This is a genomic window from Marinobacter segnicrescens, assembly GCF_900111555.1.
GTDB classification, from domain to species: domain Bacteria; phylum Pseudomonadota; class Gammaproteobacteria; order Pseudomonadales; family Oleiphilaceae; genus Marinobacter; species Marinobacter segnicrescens.
Genome location: NZ_FOHZ01000013.1, coordinates 52,629 through 68,444, shown reverse-complemented (window position 1 = coordinate 68,444; position 15,816 = coordinate 52,629). Strand labels below are relative to the sequence as shown.

The window sequence follows — 15,816 nt, the reverse complement described above, 5'->3', positions numbered from 1 at the left end:
GGTTCCCATGACGCACCAATGGTCACGACGCCGGCGGCGCCTGCTTCAGGCACTCGCCGCCGGCACTGCACTGACTGCCCTTCCCGTTTCCTGGGGCCGGGCATCACCCTCTCCCATTACCCGTCGCTCGCCCACAGGCGGCAGCGGCATACCCGCCGTCGGGCTGGGCACCTGGATTACCTTCAATGTCGGCGACAACCAGCGCCTGCTGGACAGCTGCGCCAACGTGATGAAAGCCTTTTTCGACGGCGGCGGTACGGTGATCGACTCCTCCCCCATGTACGGTTCATCCCAGAATACCGTGGGCTATGGCCTGGACAAGCTGGACGCCCGTGATCGGGTATTCGCCGCCGACAAGGTCTGGACCCGGGACGGCGACGCCACCCGGCGCCAGCAACGTGAATCAGCGGATCTTTGGCGGGTGAAGCAGTTCGACCTGCTGCAGGTGCACAACCTGGTGAGCTGGCGGGAACACCTGGATACGCTCAAGGCCATGAAGGAAGAGGGTGCCGTAGGCAGCATTGGTATCACCACCTCCCACGGACGCCGGCACCGGGAGCTGGAACAGATTATGGCTTCCGAACCCATCGACTTTGTCCAGCTGACCTACAACCCGGTGGACCGGGAAGCGGAGGAGCGGTTGCTGCCACTGGCCCGGGAGAAAGGCATCGGTGTGATCGTCAATCGCCCGTTTCGCCAGGGTGCCCTGACCGAGCGACTGGCCAAAGAACCGCTCCCGGACTGGGCAGCAGATGTGGGCGCGAACTCGTGGGCCCAGCTCATTCTCAAGTTCATCCTCGCCCACCCGGCGGTTACCTGCGCCATTCCCGCCACCACCCGGGTGGACCACGTGCGGGAAAACCTGGCCGCCGCCCAGGCGCCACTGCCAGACGACGACTTGCGGGAACGGATTAGCGACACCATACGGTCTCTCTGATGGAGACGCTGTTCAGCTACCACCCGCGGGACCTGTTGCTGTTCTCGCCCCGGGTCTACTGGACCCTGGTGGCCGGCAATAACGAGGTCTACTGGCCCCTTGCCTTGCTGGCACCCGTGGTTGGCCTGTGGCTGATGTGGACACTGGCCAAACTGGGCCAGGCCAGGCAAAGGACAGGCCTCGCCGTCCTGGGAGCTGCCTGGCTGTTTGTGACCTGGTCCTTCCTGTGGGCCGAGTACCGCTCCATTAACTGGGCGATCACCTGGGCCATCGGGCCGTTTGTACTGCAGGGATGCCTGCTACTGGTGCTGGCCGGAACGGCCGGTTCGACCTCGATACCGGCACGCCATCGCTACCTGATCGCCATGATGCTTGTCGCCTGGGGCACCCTGATACATCCTCTCGGGTTTCTCCTGGACGATCGGCCCCTGGGCGAGGCCGACAGCTGGCTGCTGTTCCCGGATCCCCTGTCAATCACCACGCTGGGCGTTGTGCTGGCAATCGCCCGTGGCCGCTGGCTGGCGCTTTCGCTACCGATACCGCTGCTGTGGAGCCTGGTCGGGGGCACTACCCTGCTGGGACTGGGTTCGCCGATCGGTTGGGGAATGTTGGCAGGTGCCGGCCTGGCACTGGCAGCTTGGCTACCATTGACCCGTTGACGTTACAGCCAGCGCGGCACCTGTTGACGGTAATGGGTGTAGGGCTCGCCATAAAGTTCCGCGAGGGCTGCTTCCTCTGCCAGTGCCTGGCGACGAATAACCCAGGCACCAACCAGCAGGCAGACCAGTGAGAACAGGCTTGGCAGGGCCAGGAAGAAACCCAGCTGACCCAGCATGACCGACAGGAACAGCGGGTTGCGGGTGCGGGCGTAGGGGCCGGAGGTAATCAGCACCGGCTTCTGCTCCCGGTCAATGCCGGAACGCCAGTCGGCGTGCATATAGGCCTGAAGATAACTGGCCAGGCCAAAGGACGCCAGCAGCACCAACACCCCCGTCAGCAACACCGGCGGCTGGTACAGCCAGCCAATCACCCCAAGCCAGGGATCAATGGGCCAGGCCATGCGTGCCAGGCACACCAGCAGGATAGCCGCCCGGAAGACATTGAACAGTTGCCGGTTCCACCAGGTGGCCGTGCCGGACTTGCCGTAATTGATATGGCTGAACCCCAGCCGGGCATAGAGCCCGAGGGCGCGGCAGGCAAACAGAATACCGATCAGCAGGAAGAAACTGCCCAGGAAGTGTCGTGTAAAGAGGTCTACTGCCATGAAAGCCGCAAGGTCCGGTCGCACTCGGAAAGAACCCAAGGGTACCGGACCGCTGCCCTGTGGAAAAGTCCGTCAGTCGGCTGCCTGCAGCGCGGCTGACAGACCCGGGCCCTGGTTCAGCGCAGTCCCATACAGTTGGCGTAGTAGGTGGTGGTGGCAGGCCAGTCAGAGAACACACCGATCACGCCTACGTCCTGTGCCAGCACATCCAGTACTGTCAGCATGTCGCCGTCGTTGTTGATGGCGTCGTTCACGGTCTGGTAGTACCAGCCACCGCCGTTGGCCAGGGGACCGCTGCGCTCCAGACTCCAGGCAATCAGGTCGAGGCCGGCAACGCGGGCATTCTCCGCGTACTCGGAGGGAACGATCTCCTGGTGGCCATTGAGGGCCAGCATCTTCCAGATCGCCGGTGCCAGCACGTTCACACCCTGGGCACGAAGGTTTTCCATATAGGCCAGGGAGGCGGTTTCCGGGGTTATGGGTGACTCATCCAGGAATACCGCCTGGCGACCAAATCGCGGAGTCTCGTTGACCCAGAACAGCACATCCTCCAGCTGGAACGACTGGGGCCAGACATTTTTCGGGTTCACACCCGCATCCACGTAGTCCTGGATCATCTGGCGGGCGTAGTCCTGCTGGCTGTAATCCCCTTCATAGGGCATGTCCACCACCGGGGTTTTCAGCTCCGGCGTCATCTTCACACCCAGGGCCTTGAACAACTCGATGCTTTCCCGGTGGCTGAGCAGGGTACCCCGGCTTGCATAGAGATCCGTGCGCCAGTCAGCGGTGCCGCCTACGTATTCTTCCGGCGTGGTCGCCATGGGGTCGAATGCGTCCATCTTGCCTTCGAGGGACTTGAACTCTTCAAGGGTGATGTCGCTGGTACGACATTCGGCCTGGGCCGGTGTGCCGCTGGCTGGATCCGCCGGCACAAAAGGCTGGGTACACTTGGCGTTCAGTTCCGGGATGGTGACAATATTGGTGGTGGTATGCAGGTCATTCTGGGCGTGTCGGCACACCAGCTCGCGGTCGGCGGTAAAGGCCACGTCACACTCCAGGATGCCGGCACCCATCTTCGCGGCTGCCACGTAGGATTCCATGGTGTGCTCCGGGAACTGCAAGGGCGCGCCCCGGTGACCGATCGAAAAGTCCGTGCGACCCATGGGCTTGTTGTCACACTGCTGCAGACGGTCCTTGAGCGGGCCGTCATCCATATCATTCACCAGCCAGTCGGGGCGCGGCCCCACCTGGATGCCGGCATGGCGATGTTTCATGTCCTTCTTGAGCTTGTCGAACCTGTCCTGCAGCCTTTCCAGCCCGGGAGGCAACGACTCCCCGTGCTGCCAGCCCCTGGCGGATGCCGTATCAGGCAGGTTGAAAGCCGCTACCATCAGCGACACGGCCAGTGTCATTGAACCTGTTACTGTGCGTTTCATAACCACTCCTTAGTCAGCGTCAGACCAGTACTACAGTGCCCTCCTGGTCACAGATAAATCGGTCAGAAAGAAGCCGGGCACGAGGTGAGTGTCCATGGATCCGGTGACAGTGGTTTGACGCTCCGGTGACACTGGCTAACCACCCCTTGTGGGCCTTCCGTGACCCGATGGCACAGCTGGCCATAAGCACGCTATGCTGTAGCCGCCCCACAATCGGCTTCCAAGTGATTCCAGGAGTTTTCCATGCCTGTCAGGTTCCGGCATAGCATTTTTCTCACCAGTCTGATTCTCGCAGGGTGTGCCTCATCCACGGCGCCCGAACCGCCAGCCAACGCGCAATCAACGACGGACAGCCGCGCCCTGCCCTGGCCCATGGAAACCCTGCGCTATACCTGTGAGGACGGGGTGGAGCTGCAGGTGGCCTACTACCAGCCGGCGGAGGGGGATGACCTGGCGGCCATGCTCCATGACGGTACGCTTCACCTGCTGCGACCCTGGCCGGCGGCGTCCGGCTCCCGCTATATCTCCTTTGATGAACAGGTGGGGCTGCGCTGGCACATAAAGGGGCGCGAAGGCATCCTGCAGCGACTGGCACCGGACCACACTGCCGAGGTGGAAACATTGCTGGACAACTGCATCGGCCGGCCGGGACCGTAACGCCCCGGCCCGACAATCAGCCTTCGGGGCGGCGATCACCGTTGACAAAGTTCGCCACGAACACGGCCTGGCCGTACTGCTCGAACGCCCACTTCATGGTGTCGGACAGCACCCGCATGACCTGGTCGTACTCGCCGAACACCTGGGTGCTCATGCGGTTGGCGTAGACATCAAGGCCACTGCGCTGCAGGCGATCGATCACATCCTTGATGGGCGGTTTGTGGTTGTCAGTGAAGGGATAGAAGCTAAGTTGCACGGACAGTTCCATGGCAGTCTCCTCCTGTAAGGGGCTTGTGCTCCTCCATTGAGACTAGCACTCCAGGGTGCGCTCCCGGAAGCCGTCATCCGGGTCCAGGAAACGCACCCGGGCGGTGTTGAAGTTGAGATCAACGAACAGGTGGCAGTAATAATCCCCGTGGCGCCAGGCCATGGCCACACTGGAGTTGTTGGAATAGTTCAGCTCGAACCGGCCATCGAACGCGGGATACTGGCTTCGGAACTGCATCAGGGTGAGCAGCCGCCGTATAACCGGTTGCGCCATGGCCTCGTCGGCTTCTTCCAGAGAGTAGAAGTGGCGGTTGATGTCCCGCAGCTCCCCGGTCTGCTCCATCAATTGCTGGTCATTACACCCGGCCATCAATCCCACGTAATAGACCTGGGGAATACCCGGCGTGAAGAACTGGATAGCCCGGGCGGCAATGTAGGCATCGTCATTCTGCATCAGCGCGTCATAGAAGGTACAGGTGAGCTGATAGATTGAGCCGACACTGTGCACATTCGCCGCAGAACGACGCAGGATGGGATCGGCACTGCGGGCCTCGATATTGTCGATCAGGTCCTGGATGGCCTGGTCCGGCAGCACCCCCTCCACATCCGGAATGCAGATGCCATCATGGGTGTCCAGTACCGTGACCTGGTTGCGGGGGCACATGCGCAACCAGTGCTTGAGGTGAACGCTGTTTGCCGCCAGCAGCGAATAGAGCACCAATGGCGGCAGCGCAAAGCCGTAGGGGTGCATATTCCGCCGCGCGATGGCGTACTGGTAACTGGTGTGGTCATGCACCTCCGGCAGGCATTCGGCCCCGTAACGATGGGCCACTTCGTTGACCCACTCGAGGATACGGTAGACCTCCGGCTCCACCAGGAAACAACTGGTGCCGATGCGCTTGGTGGTGTAACCGAAGGCATCCAGCCGCAGCAGCTTGATACCCTTGCCGGTCAGGAAGCGGATGTAGTGCTCCATCAGCGCATAGGTTTTGTCCGACTCGTAGTTCAGATCGATCTGCCGTTCGGTGAACGTGCACCAGACCTGGCCTTTGCTGCCGTCGGCAAAGGTCACCTCCCGGAAAGGCTCTTTTTCCTTGCGGATATGGATCTTTGCCAGGTCATCCGGGCTGATATTGCCAAAACGATGCACATGCACAAACAGGTCGGCGTACTCGGACTGATAGCCGTGGCGAACGAAATCCCGGAACTCCGGCGACTCGTCGGAAATATGGTTCACCGTGAGATCAGCGCAGATATCGTAGCGACTCGCCAGCCGTTCAATATCCGCCCAGGTGCCCACGGCCGGATCCACCTCGGTATGGGTCAGGGGCGAGAAGCCACCGTCCGCATTGGATGGGTAGAATGGCAGGATATGGGCGCCACCAATGGCATCCGCAAGGTGCCGGTCGATAAACGTCCCCAGATCCGCCAGGTTGCGGCCGATGCGATTGGGATAGCACATCAGCTGGACAGCATTGCGAAGGCTCATGGTTACTCCCGGATGAACGTGGGCTCCTTGAGTGTCAGGCTACCGAGGTCAGTGGCTTCAACCGTTTTCCCGCCCTGGCCAGCCGCTGCTTTCGACGACGGCCTACTGCCTCCAGGAACTCCCGGCCCCAGGATTCAATGTCATGGTAGCTGACCACTTCGTATCCTTTCTGCAGCCGGTCTTTGGCCTCTTCCTTCCCCATGGCAAGGGCCAGGTAACAGGTACGCGCCATTTCCCCAGGGTCGTGGGGGTTGGTGAGCAGTGCGCCCCGTAACTCCGCTGCCGCGCCGGCAAACTCTGACAGCACCAGTACGCCGCGCCCGTCGGTCATGCCCTGGGTGGCCACATACTCCTTGGCTACCAGGTTGAGACCATCCCGCAGCGGGGTGATCCACATGACATCCGCCATGGCATACCAGGCCACCAGCTCCTCGAACGGGAACCCCCGGAAGAAAAACTGGATCGGCGCCCAGCCAACCGTCGCATACTGGCCGTTGATCCGGCCCACCGCCTGCTCGATATCCTGCTGCAGCTGCTGGTAGACGGTCATTTCCCGGGCGGCCGGTACGCAAACCACCATCAGGGTGACCTTGCCCACCAGCTCCGGGTGCTCCGCCAGCAACTGCTCGAACGCCTCCAGTTTTTGCAGGATACCCTTGGTGTAGTCGAGTCGCTCCACAGACAGCACCAGGCGCGTAGTACCCAGCTCGCTACGCAGCTCCTCCATCCGCTGCCGGACATCCTGCTGCTCCAGCGCGGCGGCCACCCGGTTGAGATCCAGCCCCACCGGGTGGGCGCCCAGACCAATCTCCCGGTCATTGACGGAAATGGTGGTGGTCATCTCATCGAGCCCCACCGCGCAGCCATAGGTGAGGAATCGGGGCGCACAGCCGGTGCGGTCCACCACGTCCAGCGGGGTGACGCCCCGGGCCACGTCCACGAAGTTCTCCGCCTGGCGAGGGATGTGGAAGCCGATGTAGTCGCACTGCAGCAGGCTACCCACAATCTCCCGCCGCCAGGGCAGCACGTTGAACACGTCCGCCGAGGGAAAATAGGTATGGTGGAAGAAGGCGATGGTCAGGTCCGGGCGTAGCTCCCGCAGGAAGGCAGGCACCATCCAAAGGTTGTAGTCGTGGATCCATACCACCGCATTCTCAGCCGCCTCCGCCGCCGTGCGCTCAGCGAACAGTCGGTTTACCTTCAGGAACACCTGCCAGTGATCTTCCCGGAACGAGGCCCGCTCCCAGAAGGTATGCAGGGTGGGCCAGAAGGCCTCCTTGGAAAACCGCTTGTAGAAGATATCCACATCGTGCTTCGTTAGCTGGACCCTCGCCGCCCGCAGCCTTGCATAGCGGCTGGTATCCACCTCGGTATGGGTCTCGAAGGCACCCAGGGCGGGGTCGTGCACCGACCAGGCCACCCAGGAGCCGGCCTTGCCGTCGGCAAAGAAGCTCAGCAGCGTGGGAATGATGCCATTGGGTGAGGTGGGGCGGCGGCGCACCTGGGTGCCATTTTCCACCACTTCCTCGTAGGGCAGCCGGTGGTACACGATGACCAGGTCGGACTTGCCGGGCTTGAGGATGTCCCGGGCCTCCGCGTCCATCCCATTGGGGCCGAGAAACCCGAAATGGCCGATGGCCTCCAGAATCCCGCCACAGCCGGAAAGGGTGGCATGGTAGACCCGGGCACGGCTTTCAGTGGCGTCCAGCAGACCGGGCTCGGACTCCCCCACGCAGACCCCGATAAAACCCTGCTCGAACATCGACAGGTCGTTGAGGGTGTCACCCGCCACCAGCACGTTTTCCGGATCAGCGTCCAGGTGCTCCACCAGGCGCCGCAAGGTACGGCCCTTGTTCACCCCCGGCGGCAACACATCCAGGTACTGGCCAGCGGAATACAGCAGGTCACAGGCCAGCGCATCCACTGCCGCAACCACGTGATCGGTCACCGCTTCGGGTTCGCACAAAAAGGAGCAACGCCTTTCCTGGGGTACTTCCTGGCGGCGCAGTCCGGCAAAACCCGCCAATGCATCTTCCACTGCGTGTTCGCCGGGCCAGTACTGCTCGATCTCCGCCTGGATCCCACCCACTGGCTGCTGGCTGCCGCCATCGACCACCGTGCAGCCCACATCACAGATAATATAATCCGGCTGCGGCAGGGTGGGATCAGACAGCAGGGGCAGTACCGACTCCAGCCCGCGGCCGGTGACGAAGACCAGGGTCATGTCGGGGTGGGTGGAGATCAACTGGTAGAGTTTCAGGCGATTCTCCGGATCGCCGGCGAGGAAGGTTCCATCAAGGTCTGTGGCAAGTATCACGGTCACTCCTGGCCCGGGGCCTCAGGTGCATGTTGCTTGCAGAGGTCGGTGCAGGTTCTGTGCCGGCGGGTGTTTTTCTGACCGGAAATCAGGGGGCTCGGGTTTATTACCCCAGTTCCGGAGAGACGTTTCAGCGAGGCAAACGTTATTTTGCACCATCACGGTGCATCAACATCCCTGCCGGGGCCAGTTCTCAGGGACGACGAAGACCCGTTCCACCTCGATCCACTGGCCGGAGGCCGCGTCCTCGCTGAGGACAGCGAACAGTCGGGGGCGGGCATGCTCAGCTACGGTATCCATTACCCGCGCAGCCAGCTCGGGATCCGGTCTGTCTGGCTGGGACCATGGGCCCAGCCAGTGGGGCTTGTGCAGGGGTACCCAGGCAGCCATATCCTGGTCGGCAAGATCATGACGGTACAGCCACGTTCCCCTGAGGTGATCCGCCGGTACGAAATCCGGCACGGTCAACGGGGTATCCGGCGGATAAAAAAGGTAGCCAGGCATGAAGATCCTGGAGGTCACGGGCCCGGGAATACCCAGGTCTGTCATGGCCTTCCGGGCCTCTGGCCGCTCGGTCAGGCGACTCTGGTGCTCCAGCAACCGTCGCACTTTCCGGTCCAGCCGATCCCGGCTGTTGGGGCCGTACCACAGAGTATCGTTCCCATCCTGTTGATAGCCCAGATAGAACTTTACCGCGATCTCATGGTGCTCGACCTCATTGGTCACCGGGTTCCGCAACAGGAAATCCAGTTCGCCCAGGGTGCGTCCTGATCCGTCCCTGACCTGCAGATTTTTCGCCAGCAACTGCCAACCCAGCAGATGGGTCATAACGCACTCATAGAGACGTTCAAAGTAGTAGCCGAGGCGAGGGTTCGCAGGCTCATTCAGGACAGCCGGGCGACTGCCCGGATCCGCAGCCCACCGGGCCAGGCGGGCATCCAGGTCAGACGGCAGTTGATCCTGCAGGACAAGGGACTGCTCACAGTGAAGTAGCTGCGGTGCACGGCACAGCCAGTCGAGGTGCCCTGCCGTTCGCCACTGGTATTGCATGAAAGCCGCTCCTCAGCCTCTGTTCAGGCGTTGTTCCCTTCACTCACCGGCCCCAGCCAGCCGCAGCGGGCAAAGGTGTAATACAGCAGGGGTACAACCACCACCGTGAGCAGGGTTGAAAGCGCCAGCCCAAACACCAGCGAGATGGCCAGGCCGTTGAAGATCGGGTCACTGAGAATGAACCAGGCGCCCACCATGGCCGAAATGGCGGTCAATGCAATGGGCTTGATACGCACGGCACCGGCAGATACCACTGCCTCTTCAAGTGCCATGCCCTCATCCAGCAACTGACGGATAAACACCACCAAAAGGATGGAGTTGCGCACGATGATGCCCGCCAGGGCGATCATCCCGATCATGCTGGTGGCGGTAAACTCCCGCCCCAGCAGCGCGTGGCCCGGCATGATACCAATCAACGTCAGGGGAATCGGGGCCATCACCACCAGCGGCAGCAGGTAGGACCGGAACTGGGCCACCAGCAGCACGAAAATGGCAAACACGCCCACGCTGTAGGCCGCCCCCATGTCCCGGAAGGTTTCATAGGTAATCTGCCACTCCCCATCCCATTTCAGGGTACCTCGCTCGGGCAGGTCCGGCTGGCGGATGTAATACTGCTCCGGCGCATCGTCCTGGTCCTCCAGCCAACTGACCATGCGGAACATGCCATACAGCGGCGAGTCGGTATCGCCGGCCATATCCGCCGTCACATAGGTCACCGGCAGCAGGTCCTTGTGATAACGTGCCCCGGCCCAGTCGGCCTCATGGATTTCGGCAATGCTGGCCAGCGGCACCAGGTGACCGTCACGGCTGCGCACGGCCAACGACAGCAGGGTGGCCTGCTGGGATTTGTCGCCTTCATCCAGGATCACCCGGATGGGCACAGGGTACTTGGCGTTGTCGTCATGCAGGTAACTGACCCCGGCACCGCCCAGGGCAGTCTGCAGCGTGGACACCACCTGTGCCTGGGAAACCCCGAGCCGGGCGGCACGGTCCCGGTCCACCACCACTTCCCACTGGCGGGTCGGCGCCTCAATGGTGGTGTCGATATCCACCAGTCCGTCGATCTCCTTCATACCGGCCACCAGCCGTTCAGCGAGCTCCCGCCGGCGCCACTCATCCGCGGCATAGACTTCCGCCACCACCGGTGAGAGCACCGGAGGACCGGGGGGCACTTCAACGATTTTGACACTGGCGCCGTGGCGCTCGCCGATAGCCCGAAGGGGCTCCCTCAGGGACAGGGCAATATCGTGGGACTGGCGACTGCGCTGCTCCTCATCCGCCAGATTGACCTGCAGGTCGCCCTGCCAGGGTTCGCTGCGCAGGTAGTACTGACGCACCAGTCCGTTGAAGTTGATCGGGGAAGCGGTGCCCGCATAGGCCTGCCAGTTCGCCACCTCGTCCACGGTTTCCAGGTACTGGCCCATTTCCGTCAGGACCCGACGTGTCTGCTCCATGGGTGTACGCTCTGGCATGTCCACCACAACCTGCAGCTCCGACTTGTTGTCGAAGGGCAGCATTTTGAGGATCACCAGCATGAACACCGGCAATGAGGCCGCCGCGACAGTCAGCCCCACTACGCCCAGCCCAAGGAACCGCCGGCGCCAGGAGTGTTCTCCAAGAAACGGGCCCAGAATCGTACGAAAGACCTTCATCGACACTGGGCTGACGCCATCGGCGGAGCTGCCCTGCTCCTCGTTGTTCTCCTGGTCGCCGTCTGACAGGTCCTCACCATGCTTGCGCTTGAGCAACCGCATGGCCAGCCAGGGCGCGACGACAAAGGCAACGATCTGGGACAGCACCATACCGGCGGAGGCGTTAATGGGAATCGGGCTCATATAGGGGCCCATCAGGCCGGTGACAAAGGCCATGGGAATCAGCGCGGCCATAATGGTCAGGCTCGCCATGATGGTCGGCGTACCCACCTCGTCCACCGCAACCGGGATAATGTCTTTCAGCGGCCAGTGGGAGTTGCGGATGCGTCGGTTGATATTCTCGGTGATGACAATGCCGTCATCCACCAGGATGCCGATGGAGAAGATCAGGGCGAACAGCGAGACCCGGTTGAGGGTGAAGCCCCAGGCCCAGGAAAACACCAGGGTCAGCAGCAGCGTCACCAGCACGGCAATCCCGACGATGGTGGCCTGGCGCCAGCCCATGGCTGCCAGTACCAGCAGCACGACACACAGCGTGGCAGATACCAGGTCGGTAATCAGCTTGCGGGCCTTGTCGGAGGCGGTCACGCCGTAATCCCGGGTGACGACCACTTCGATATCCTCCGGCAGGGCCCGGTTGCGGAGCAACTCCAGCCGGTGTTCGATGGCCCGGGTGATATCGATGGCGTTCTCACCGGGCTTCTTGGCAATGGCCAGGGTCACCGCCGGGTACAGTGTTCCGATGTCGCCCCTGCGACCGTCGTCACTTGCCGGCCCCAGGCCCATGGTGACGCTCTGGTCAGGCACGGTGCCGCCGCGGGAGACCTCGGCCACGTCCGCCAGGAAAATCGGTGCACCATCCTGCATGCCGACCACCAGGCGCCTTACGCTGTCCACCGTTTCCAGCAGGGTGCCGGACTGTACCGGGATCGACAGGTTATCACGGGTTACCCGGGCTTCCTGGCTACTGGTGTTGGCGGCCACCAGAGCCTGCTGAAGGTCATCCACGGTGAGGTTGAAGCCCTTGAGCAGGGCCGGGTCAAAGCGCACGTCCACCCGGTCCGGTATGCCGCCAACGGTATAGATATCCCGGGTGCCGGGTACCCGCTTCAGGGCTACTTCCAGGGTATGGGCCAGGCGGGTGAGCTCCTCGCCGGTATGACGATTGGTCGGGTCATACAGGGTGAGCGTCATGATGGGCACATCATCGATGGAGCGGGGCTTGATCACTGGCTGACTGGCACCCAGGTCCGGCGGCAGCCAGTCCTGGTTGGAATACACCTGGTTGTAGAGACGGACCAGCGCATCCTGGCGGGTAATGCCCACCGCGAACTCCACCGTGATCACCGCCTGCCCCTGGCGGGACACGGAGTAAACGTGCTCTACACCAGCGATTTCGCTCATGACCTGCTCGGCCGGCGTGGCGATAACGTTTTCCACTTCCCGGGTGCTGGCACCGGGTAGCGCCACCATGATATCCGCCATGGTGACGTCAATCTGCGGCTCTTCCTCCTTGGGCGTGACCACCACCGCCATAACACCGAGGAGGATAGCCAGTACGGTGAGCAAAGGGGTCAGTCGGGAATCCTGGAAGACCCGGGCAATCGCTCCGGAGGGGCCTGTCGGCGGCAGCTCGCGACTCACTCCTCACCTCCTGCCCGGGGTGCCAGTTGCTCCGTACCCACCAACGATTGCGGGTTTACCACCAGGCGTTCACCCTCAGAGAGGCCGGCAAGGATCTCCACCTGGCCACCCTGGCGCCCCCCGGTGCGCACCTGGCGCAACCGTGGGCGGCCTTCACCCTCGCCTTCCATCACAAAGACGGCTCGCAGTTCACTGCGGTGAATCACACTGCTTTCCGGTACCAGGATCACCTGGCGCTCACTGACCGGCACGGACACTTTCACCAGCATGCCCGGAAACAGGGTACCGTTGGGCTCGGTCAGGCTCATACGGACACGGAAGGTATGGGTGCCGGGGTTGGCGTAGGGATAGAAAGTCATCTCGCCGGTGGCAATGGCGCGGCCGTCATCCAGGGTGACCCGGGCCCGGCGCTGGTCCCTGGCCACGCCGGCGTATTTCTGGGGCAGGTCCACTACCACCCGCAACTGCTCCAGGGAAAGGCCGCTGATCAGGGGCTGGCCGGGGCTGACGGCTTCCCCGATCTCCACATGGCGCTCGGTCACGATACCACCATAGGGCGCCTCGACCCGGGTGTAGGACAACTGTTTTTCGGCTTCCTCAACCACACTACGGGCCCGCTCTACCCGGGCATTGGCGGATGCGAGGTTATTATTGGCCTGGTCGTATTCCTGCCGTGATACCAGCCCCCGGTCGTAGAGTTCATCAATGCGCCGAAAGCGCTGACGGGCATCGGACAGGCCGGAGCGAGCCTCCTCCAGGCCGGCTGCCGCCTGGGCCAGGCGGGACTGCTGCTCGCTGTCCTCCAGCCGCGCAATCAACGCTCCGGCCGGCACCGAATCATCCACATCAAAGGGCAATTCCATGACCTTGCCGCTGGCCTGTGCAGAGACGGTGCTTTGCTGGACCGCCTCGATCAGCCCATCCAGCTGGACCACTTCTTCGAAGGTACCCCGCTCTACCGTGCTGACCCGCACTTCCGCAAGGACAGGCACCGCCAGCACCGCCATTCCCAACAAACACCAACGCAGCATTACCATCACCCGAACCCCACAGCGCGACCATTCATTTACGTTATAACCTTATGAGATATATGGTGACATGTCAGTATAGTCCGGTATACAGCAACCACCGCCTGCAGCCTGATGCCGATCAATTCCGGACGACTCCGCTGATACCCGCAAGCACGAATGGAGGATAATGCGGTGCTACTGAGGCAGAATGTCGCGGCATACCCTCCCAGGAGCGCACTATAATCTCGCCATGAAACTGCACACCATTTCCCAGGCAGGATTCCGCCAGTCTGCCCGCTACCTGTTACTGATGCGTCTCTCCATGGTAACCATGGAGTGGCTTGCGCTGGCCACGCTGTGGTTCCTGGCGCCCCCCCTGGCCGGACCCGCACCCTTGCTGGTTACTATAGCCCACGCACTGTTTGCAGCGGCGAGCTGGCTATGGATGACCCGTCATCCGCCAAGACTGGCGTTACCGGTCACCTTCTCGCTGGCGGCAGACCTGGTCGCGCTGGGTATCTGGCTGGCACTGACCGGCGGCTCCACAAACCCGCTGGTCTCCCTGTTACTGCTGCCCCTGGCCACCGGCCTGGTCCTGATTCCGCTTCGTCACAGCCTGGTGATTACACTGCTGGCCATTACCGTCTATACCCTGTTGATGCTTTACCCGGTACCGCCGCCGGCCGACCTGACCCGGGCAGCCTATATGCAGCTGCACCTGATGGGCATGTGGGGCACCTTTGCCCTGACCGCAGCCATCATGCTGGTGGTCGTAGGGTCGCTGGCAAGCCAGCTAAGGGAACAGCAGCAGGCCCTGGCCCGAAGCCGTGAGGAGCGCCTCCGGGACGAGCAGGTCATTGCCCTGGGCCTGTCAGCCGCCAACGTGGCCCACCGGCTCGGCACCCCCCTGAATACCATGACACTGGTGGTGGACGACCTGAAACTGGCACCCGAGTGCACCGCCTTCCGCGAAGACCTGGAACTGCTGGACCAGCAACTGGGTCTGTGCCGTGAGCAACTACAGACCATGACAGAAGCCGCTGTCAGGGCACGGGAGGCAGCCACCGAAACCCTGCCCCTGGCCCGGTGGCAACAAAGGCTGCGGGAATCCGCCACCCTGCTGTGGCCGGGCGCCCGAATCCAGTGGCCACAGAACCCGCCCGAAGCGGCAGTCCGGGTGGACGCCACCCTGGACCAGGCGGTACTCAACCTGATAGCTAATGCCCTGCGAGCAAGCCCTGAGGGTATAGAGGTGGGCACCAGCGTCGAGGACAATCGCGCGCGCCTGACCATCATTGACCGCGGCGCCGGTATTGAGGACACCCTTCCGGGGCAACATCCGGTGCGCTCTGAGCAGGGGCTGGGCGTCGGCCTGTTCCTGTCCAATGCCACCATCCAGCGACTCGGCGGCCGACTCAGTGCCGAGGCTCGCACCGAAGGTCCTGAACGTGGCACCACAATGACCATTGAACTGCCGGCTGTTTCAGAGGAGGCTGCCCATGAGTGACACACCCTGGCTGCTCATCGACGACGATAAAACCTTTGCGGCCACCCTGGCCCGGTCCCTGGGACGCCGGGGCATCGACTGCGTTCAGGCCAACGACCCGGAAGCAGCGCTGAGTCAGCTGAACGCCAGTGACGCCCGTCGCTGTGTGCTTGACCTGAACCTGGCCGGCGAAAGCGGGCTTCAACTGCTGCCGGAATTACTGGCGAAGCAGCCCGGGCTGGAAGTGCTGATTCTCACTGGCTATGGCAGCATTGCCACCGCCGTGGAGGCCATGCGCAAGGGCGCGGTGAACTACCTGTGCAAACCGGTGACTGCGGACCAGATCATCGACGGGTTCGAACCGGACAACCACGAGCCCGCACTGCGGAGCCAGCCTCCATCCGTGGAGGAACTGGAATGGGAACATATCCAGCGGGTGCTGGCGGAAAATGACGGTAACATCTCCGCCACCGCCCGTGCCCTGAACATGCACCGCAGAACCCTGCAGCGCAAGCTGGGCAAGCACTCCCGCTGGCGGGAATAAACAGTGTCCGGTCAGCAGAAAATCATACCGCCGCGATCGCCCGGACACCTGGCATCCCGTTTG

General features: G+C 62.5%; 13 protein-coding genes. 5 read left to right on the top strand and 8 right to left on the bottom strand.

Translation table 11 applies throughout. The features are described from left to right. The first annotated feature begins 7 nt into the window (after positions 1 to 7). Together BM036_RS13110 and BM036_RS13105 are read left to right on the top strand one after the other, a co-directional pair. A complete protein-coding gene (locus tag BM036_RS13110; protein WP_091853035.1) occupies positions 8 to 937 on the top strand; it encodes an aldo/keto reductase in 930 nt (309 codons plus the stop codon). Then, positions 937 to 1,596 carry a DUF6064 family protein gene (locus tag BM036_RS13105; RefSeq protein ID WP_091853032.1) on the top strand — a complete coding sequence of 220 codons (660 nt, stop codon included), beginning with the start codon at positions 937 to 939 and terminating at the stop codon, positions 1,594 to 1,596. Before BM036_RS13110 ends, BM036_RS13105 begins: the two co-directional genes overlap by 1 nt. 2 nt (positions 1,597 to 1,598) lie before the next feature. Here BM036_RS13105 and BM036_RS13100 read toward each other — a convergent pair whose 3' ends face one another. Then, entirely contained in the window at positions 1,599 to 2,201 is a 603-nt protein-coding gene (locus BM036_RS13100; RefSeq protein WP_091853029.1) for a methyltransferase family protein, read from the bottom strand. A 116-nt stretch (positions 2,202 to 2,317) separates the two neighbouring features. Then, entirely contained in the window at positions 2,318 to 3,637 is a 1,320-nt protein-coding gene (locus BM036_RS13095; protein WP_245742624.1) for a glycerophosphodiester phosphodiesterase family protein, read from the bottom strand. Positions 3,638 to 3,880: 243 nt separating this feature from the next. Here BM036_RS13095 and BM036_RS13090 point away from each other — a divergent pair, with 243 nt between their 5' ends. Beyond that, positions 3,881 to 4,294 carry an MliC family protein gene (locus tag BM036_RS13090; protein WP_091853026.1) on the top strand — a complete coding sequence of 138 codons (414 nt, stop codon included), beginning with the start codon at positions 3,881 to 3,883 and terminating at the stop codon, positions 4,292 to 4,294. Positions 4,295 to 4,310: 16 nt separating this feature from the next. Here BM036_RS13090 and BM036_RS13085 read toward each other — a convergent pair whose 3' ends face one another. The 6 genes from BM036_RS13085 to BM036_RS13060 form a co-directional block, all read right to left on the bottom strand. Next, on the bottom strand, positions 4,311 to 4,562 hold the full coding sequence (locus tag BM036_RS13085; protein ID WP_091853023.1) for a thiamine-binding protein: 252 nt from the start codon (positions 4,560 to 4,562) through the stop codon (positions 4,311 to 4,313). Positions 4,563 to 4,604: 42 nt separating this feature from the next. Then, positions 4,605 to 6,050 carry a sucrose phosphorylase gene (gene gtfA, locus BM036_RS13080; protein ID WP_091853020.1) on the bottom strand — a complete coding sequence of 482 codons (1,446 nt, stop codon included), beginning with the start codon at positions 6,048 to 6,050 and terminating at the stop codon, positions 4,605 to 4,607. Between the two features lie 34 nt (positions 6,051 to 6,084). Then, positions 6,085 to 8,367 (bottom strand): glucosylglycerol-phosphate synthase, encoded by a 2,283-nt coding sequence (ggpS, locus tag BM036_RS13075; RefSeq protein ID WP_091853017.1) that lies wholly within the window; start codon positions 8,365 to 8,367, stop codon positions 6,085 to 6,087. Between the two features lie 168 nt (positions 8,368 to 8,535). Beyond that, positions 8,536 to 9,417, bottom strand: coding sequence for a DUF1853 family protein (locus BM036_RS13070; protein ID WP_091853015.1), 882 nt, complete (start codon positions 9,415 to 9,417; stop codon positions 8,536 to 8,538). Between the two features lie 23 nt (positions 9,418 to 9,440). After that, positions 9,441 to 12,713: an efflux RND transporter permease subunit gene (locus BM036_RS13065; protein WP_091853012.1), complete on the bottom strand. Its 3,273-nt coding sequence runs from the start codon at positions 12,711 to 12,713 to the stop codon at positions 9,441 to 9,443. After that, entirely contained in the window at positions 12,710 to 13,744 is a 1,035-nt protein-coding gene (locus BM036_RS13060; RefSeq protein WP_245742623.1) for an efflux RND transporter periplasmic adaptor subunit, read from the bottom strand. Before BM036_RS13060 ends, BM036_RS13065 begins: the two co-directional genes overlap by 4 nt. Positions 13,745 to 13,973: 229 nt before the next feature. On the opposite strand from BM036_RS13060, the gene BM036_RS13055 reads away from it, so the two are divergent. Beyond that, a complete protein-coding gene (locus tag BM036_RS13055) occupies positions 13,974 to 15,230 on the top strand; it encodes a sensor histidine kinase (RefSeq protein ID WP_091853006.1) in 1,257 nt (418 codons plus the stop codon). Next, positions 15,223 to 15,753 carry a response regulator transcription factor gene (locus BM036_RS13050; RefSeq protein ID WP_091853002.1) on the top strand — a complete coding sequence of 177 codons (531 nt, stop codon included), beginning with the start codon at positions 15,223 to 15,225 and terminating at the stop codon, positions 15,751 to 15,753. The genes BM036_RS13055 and BM036_RS13050 overlap by 8 nt, the downstream gene beginning before the upstream one ends. The last annotated feature ends 63 nt before the right edge of the window (positions 15,754 to 15,816 follow it).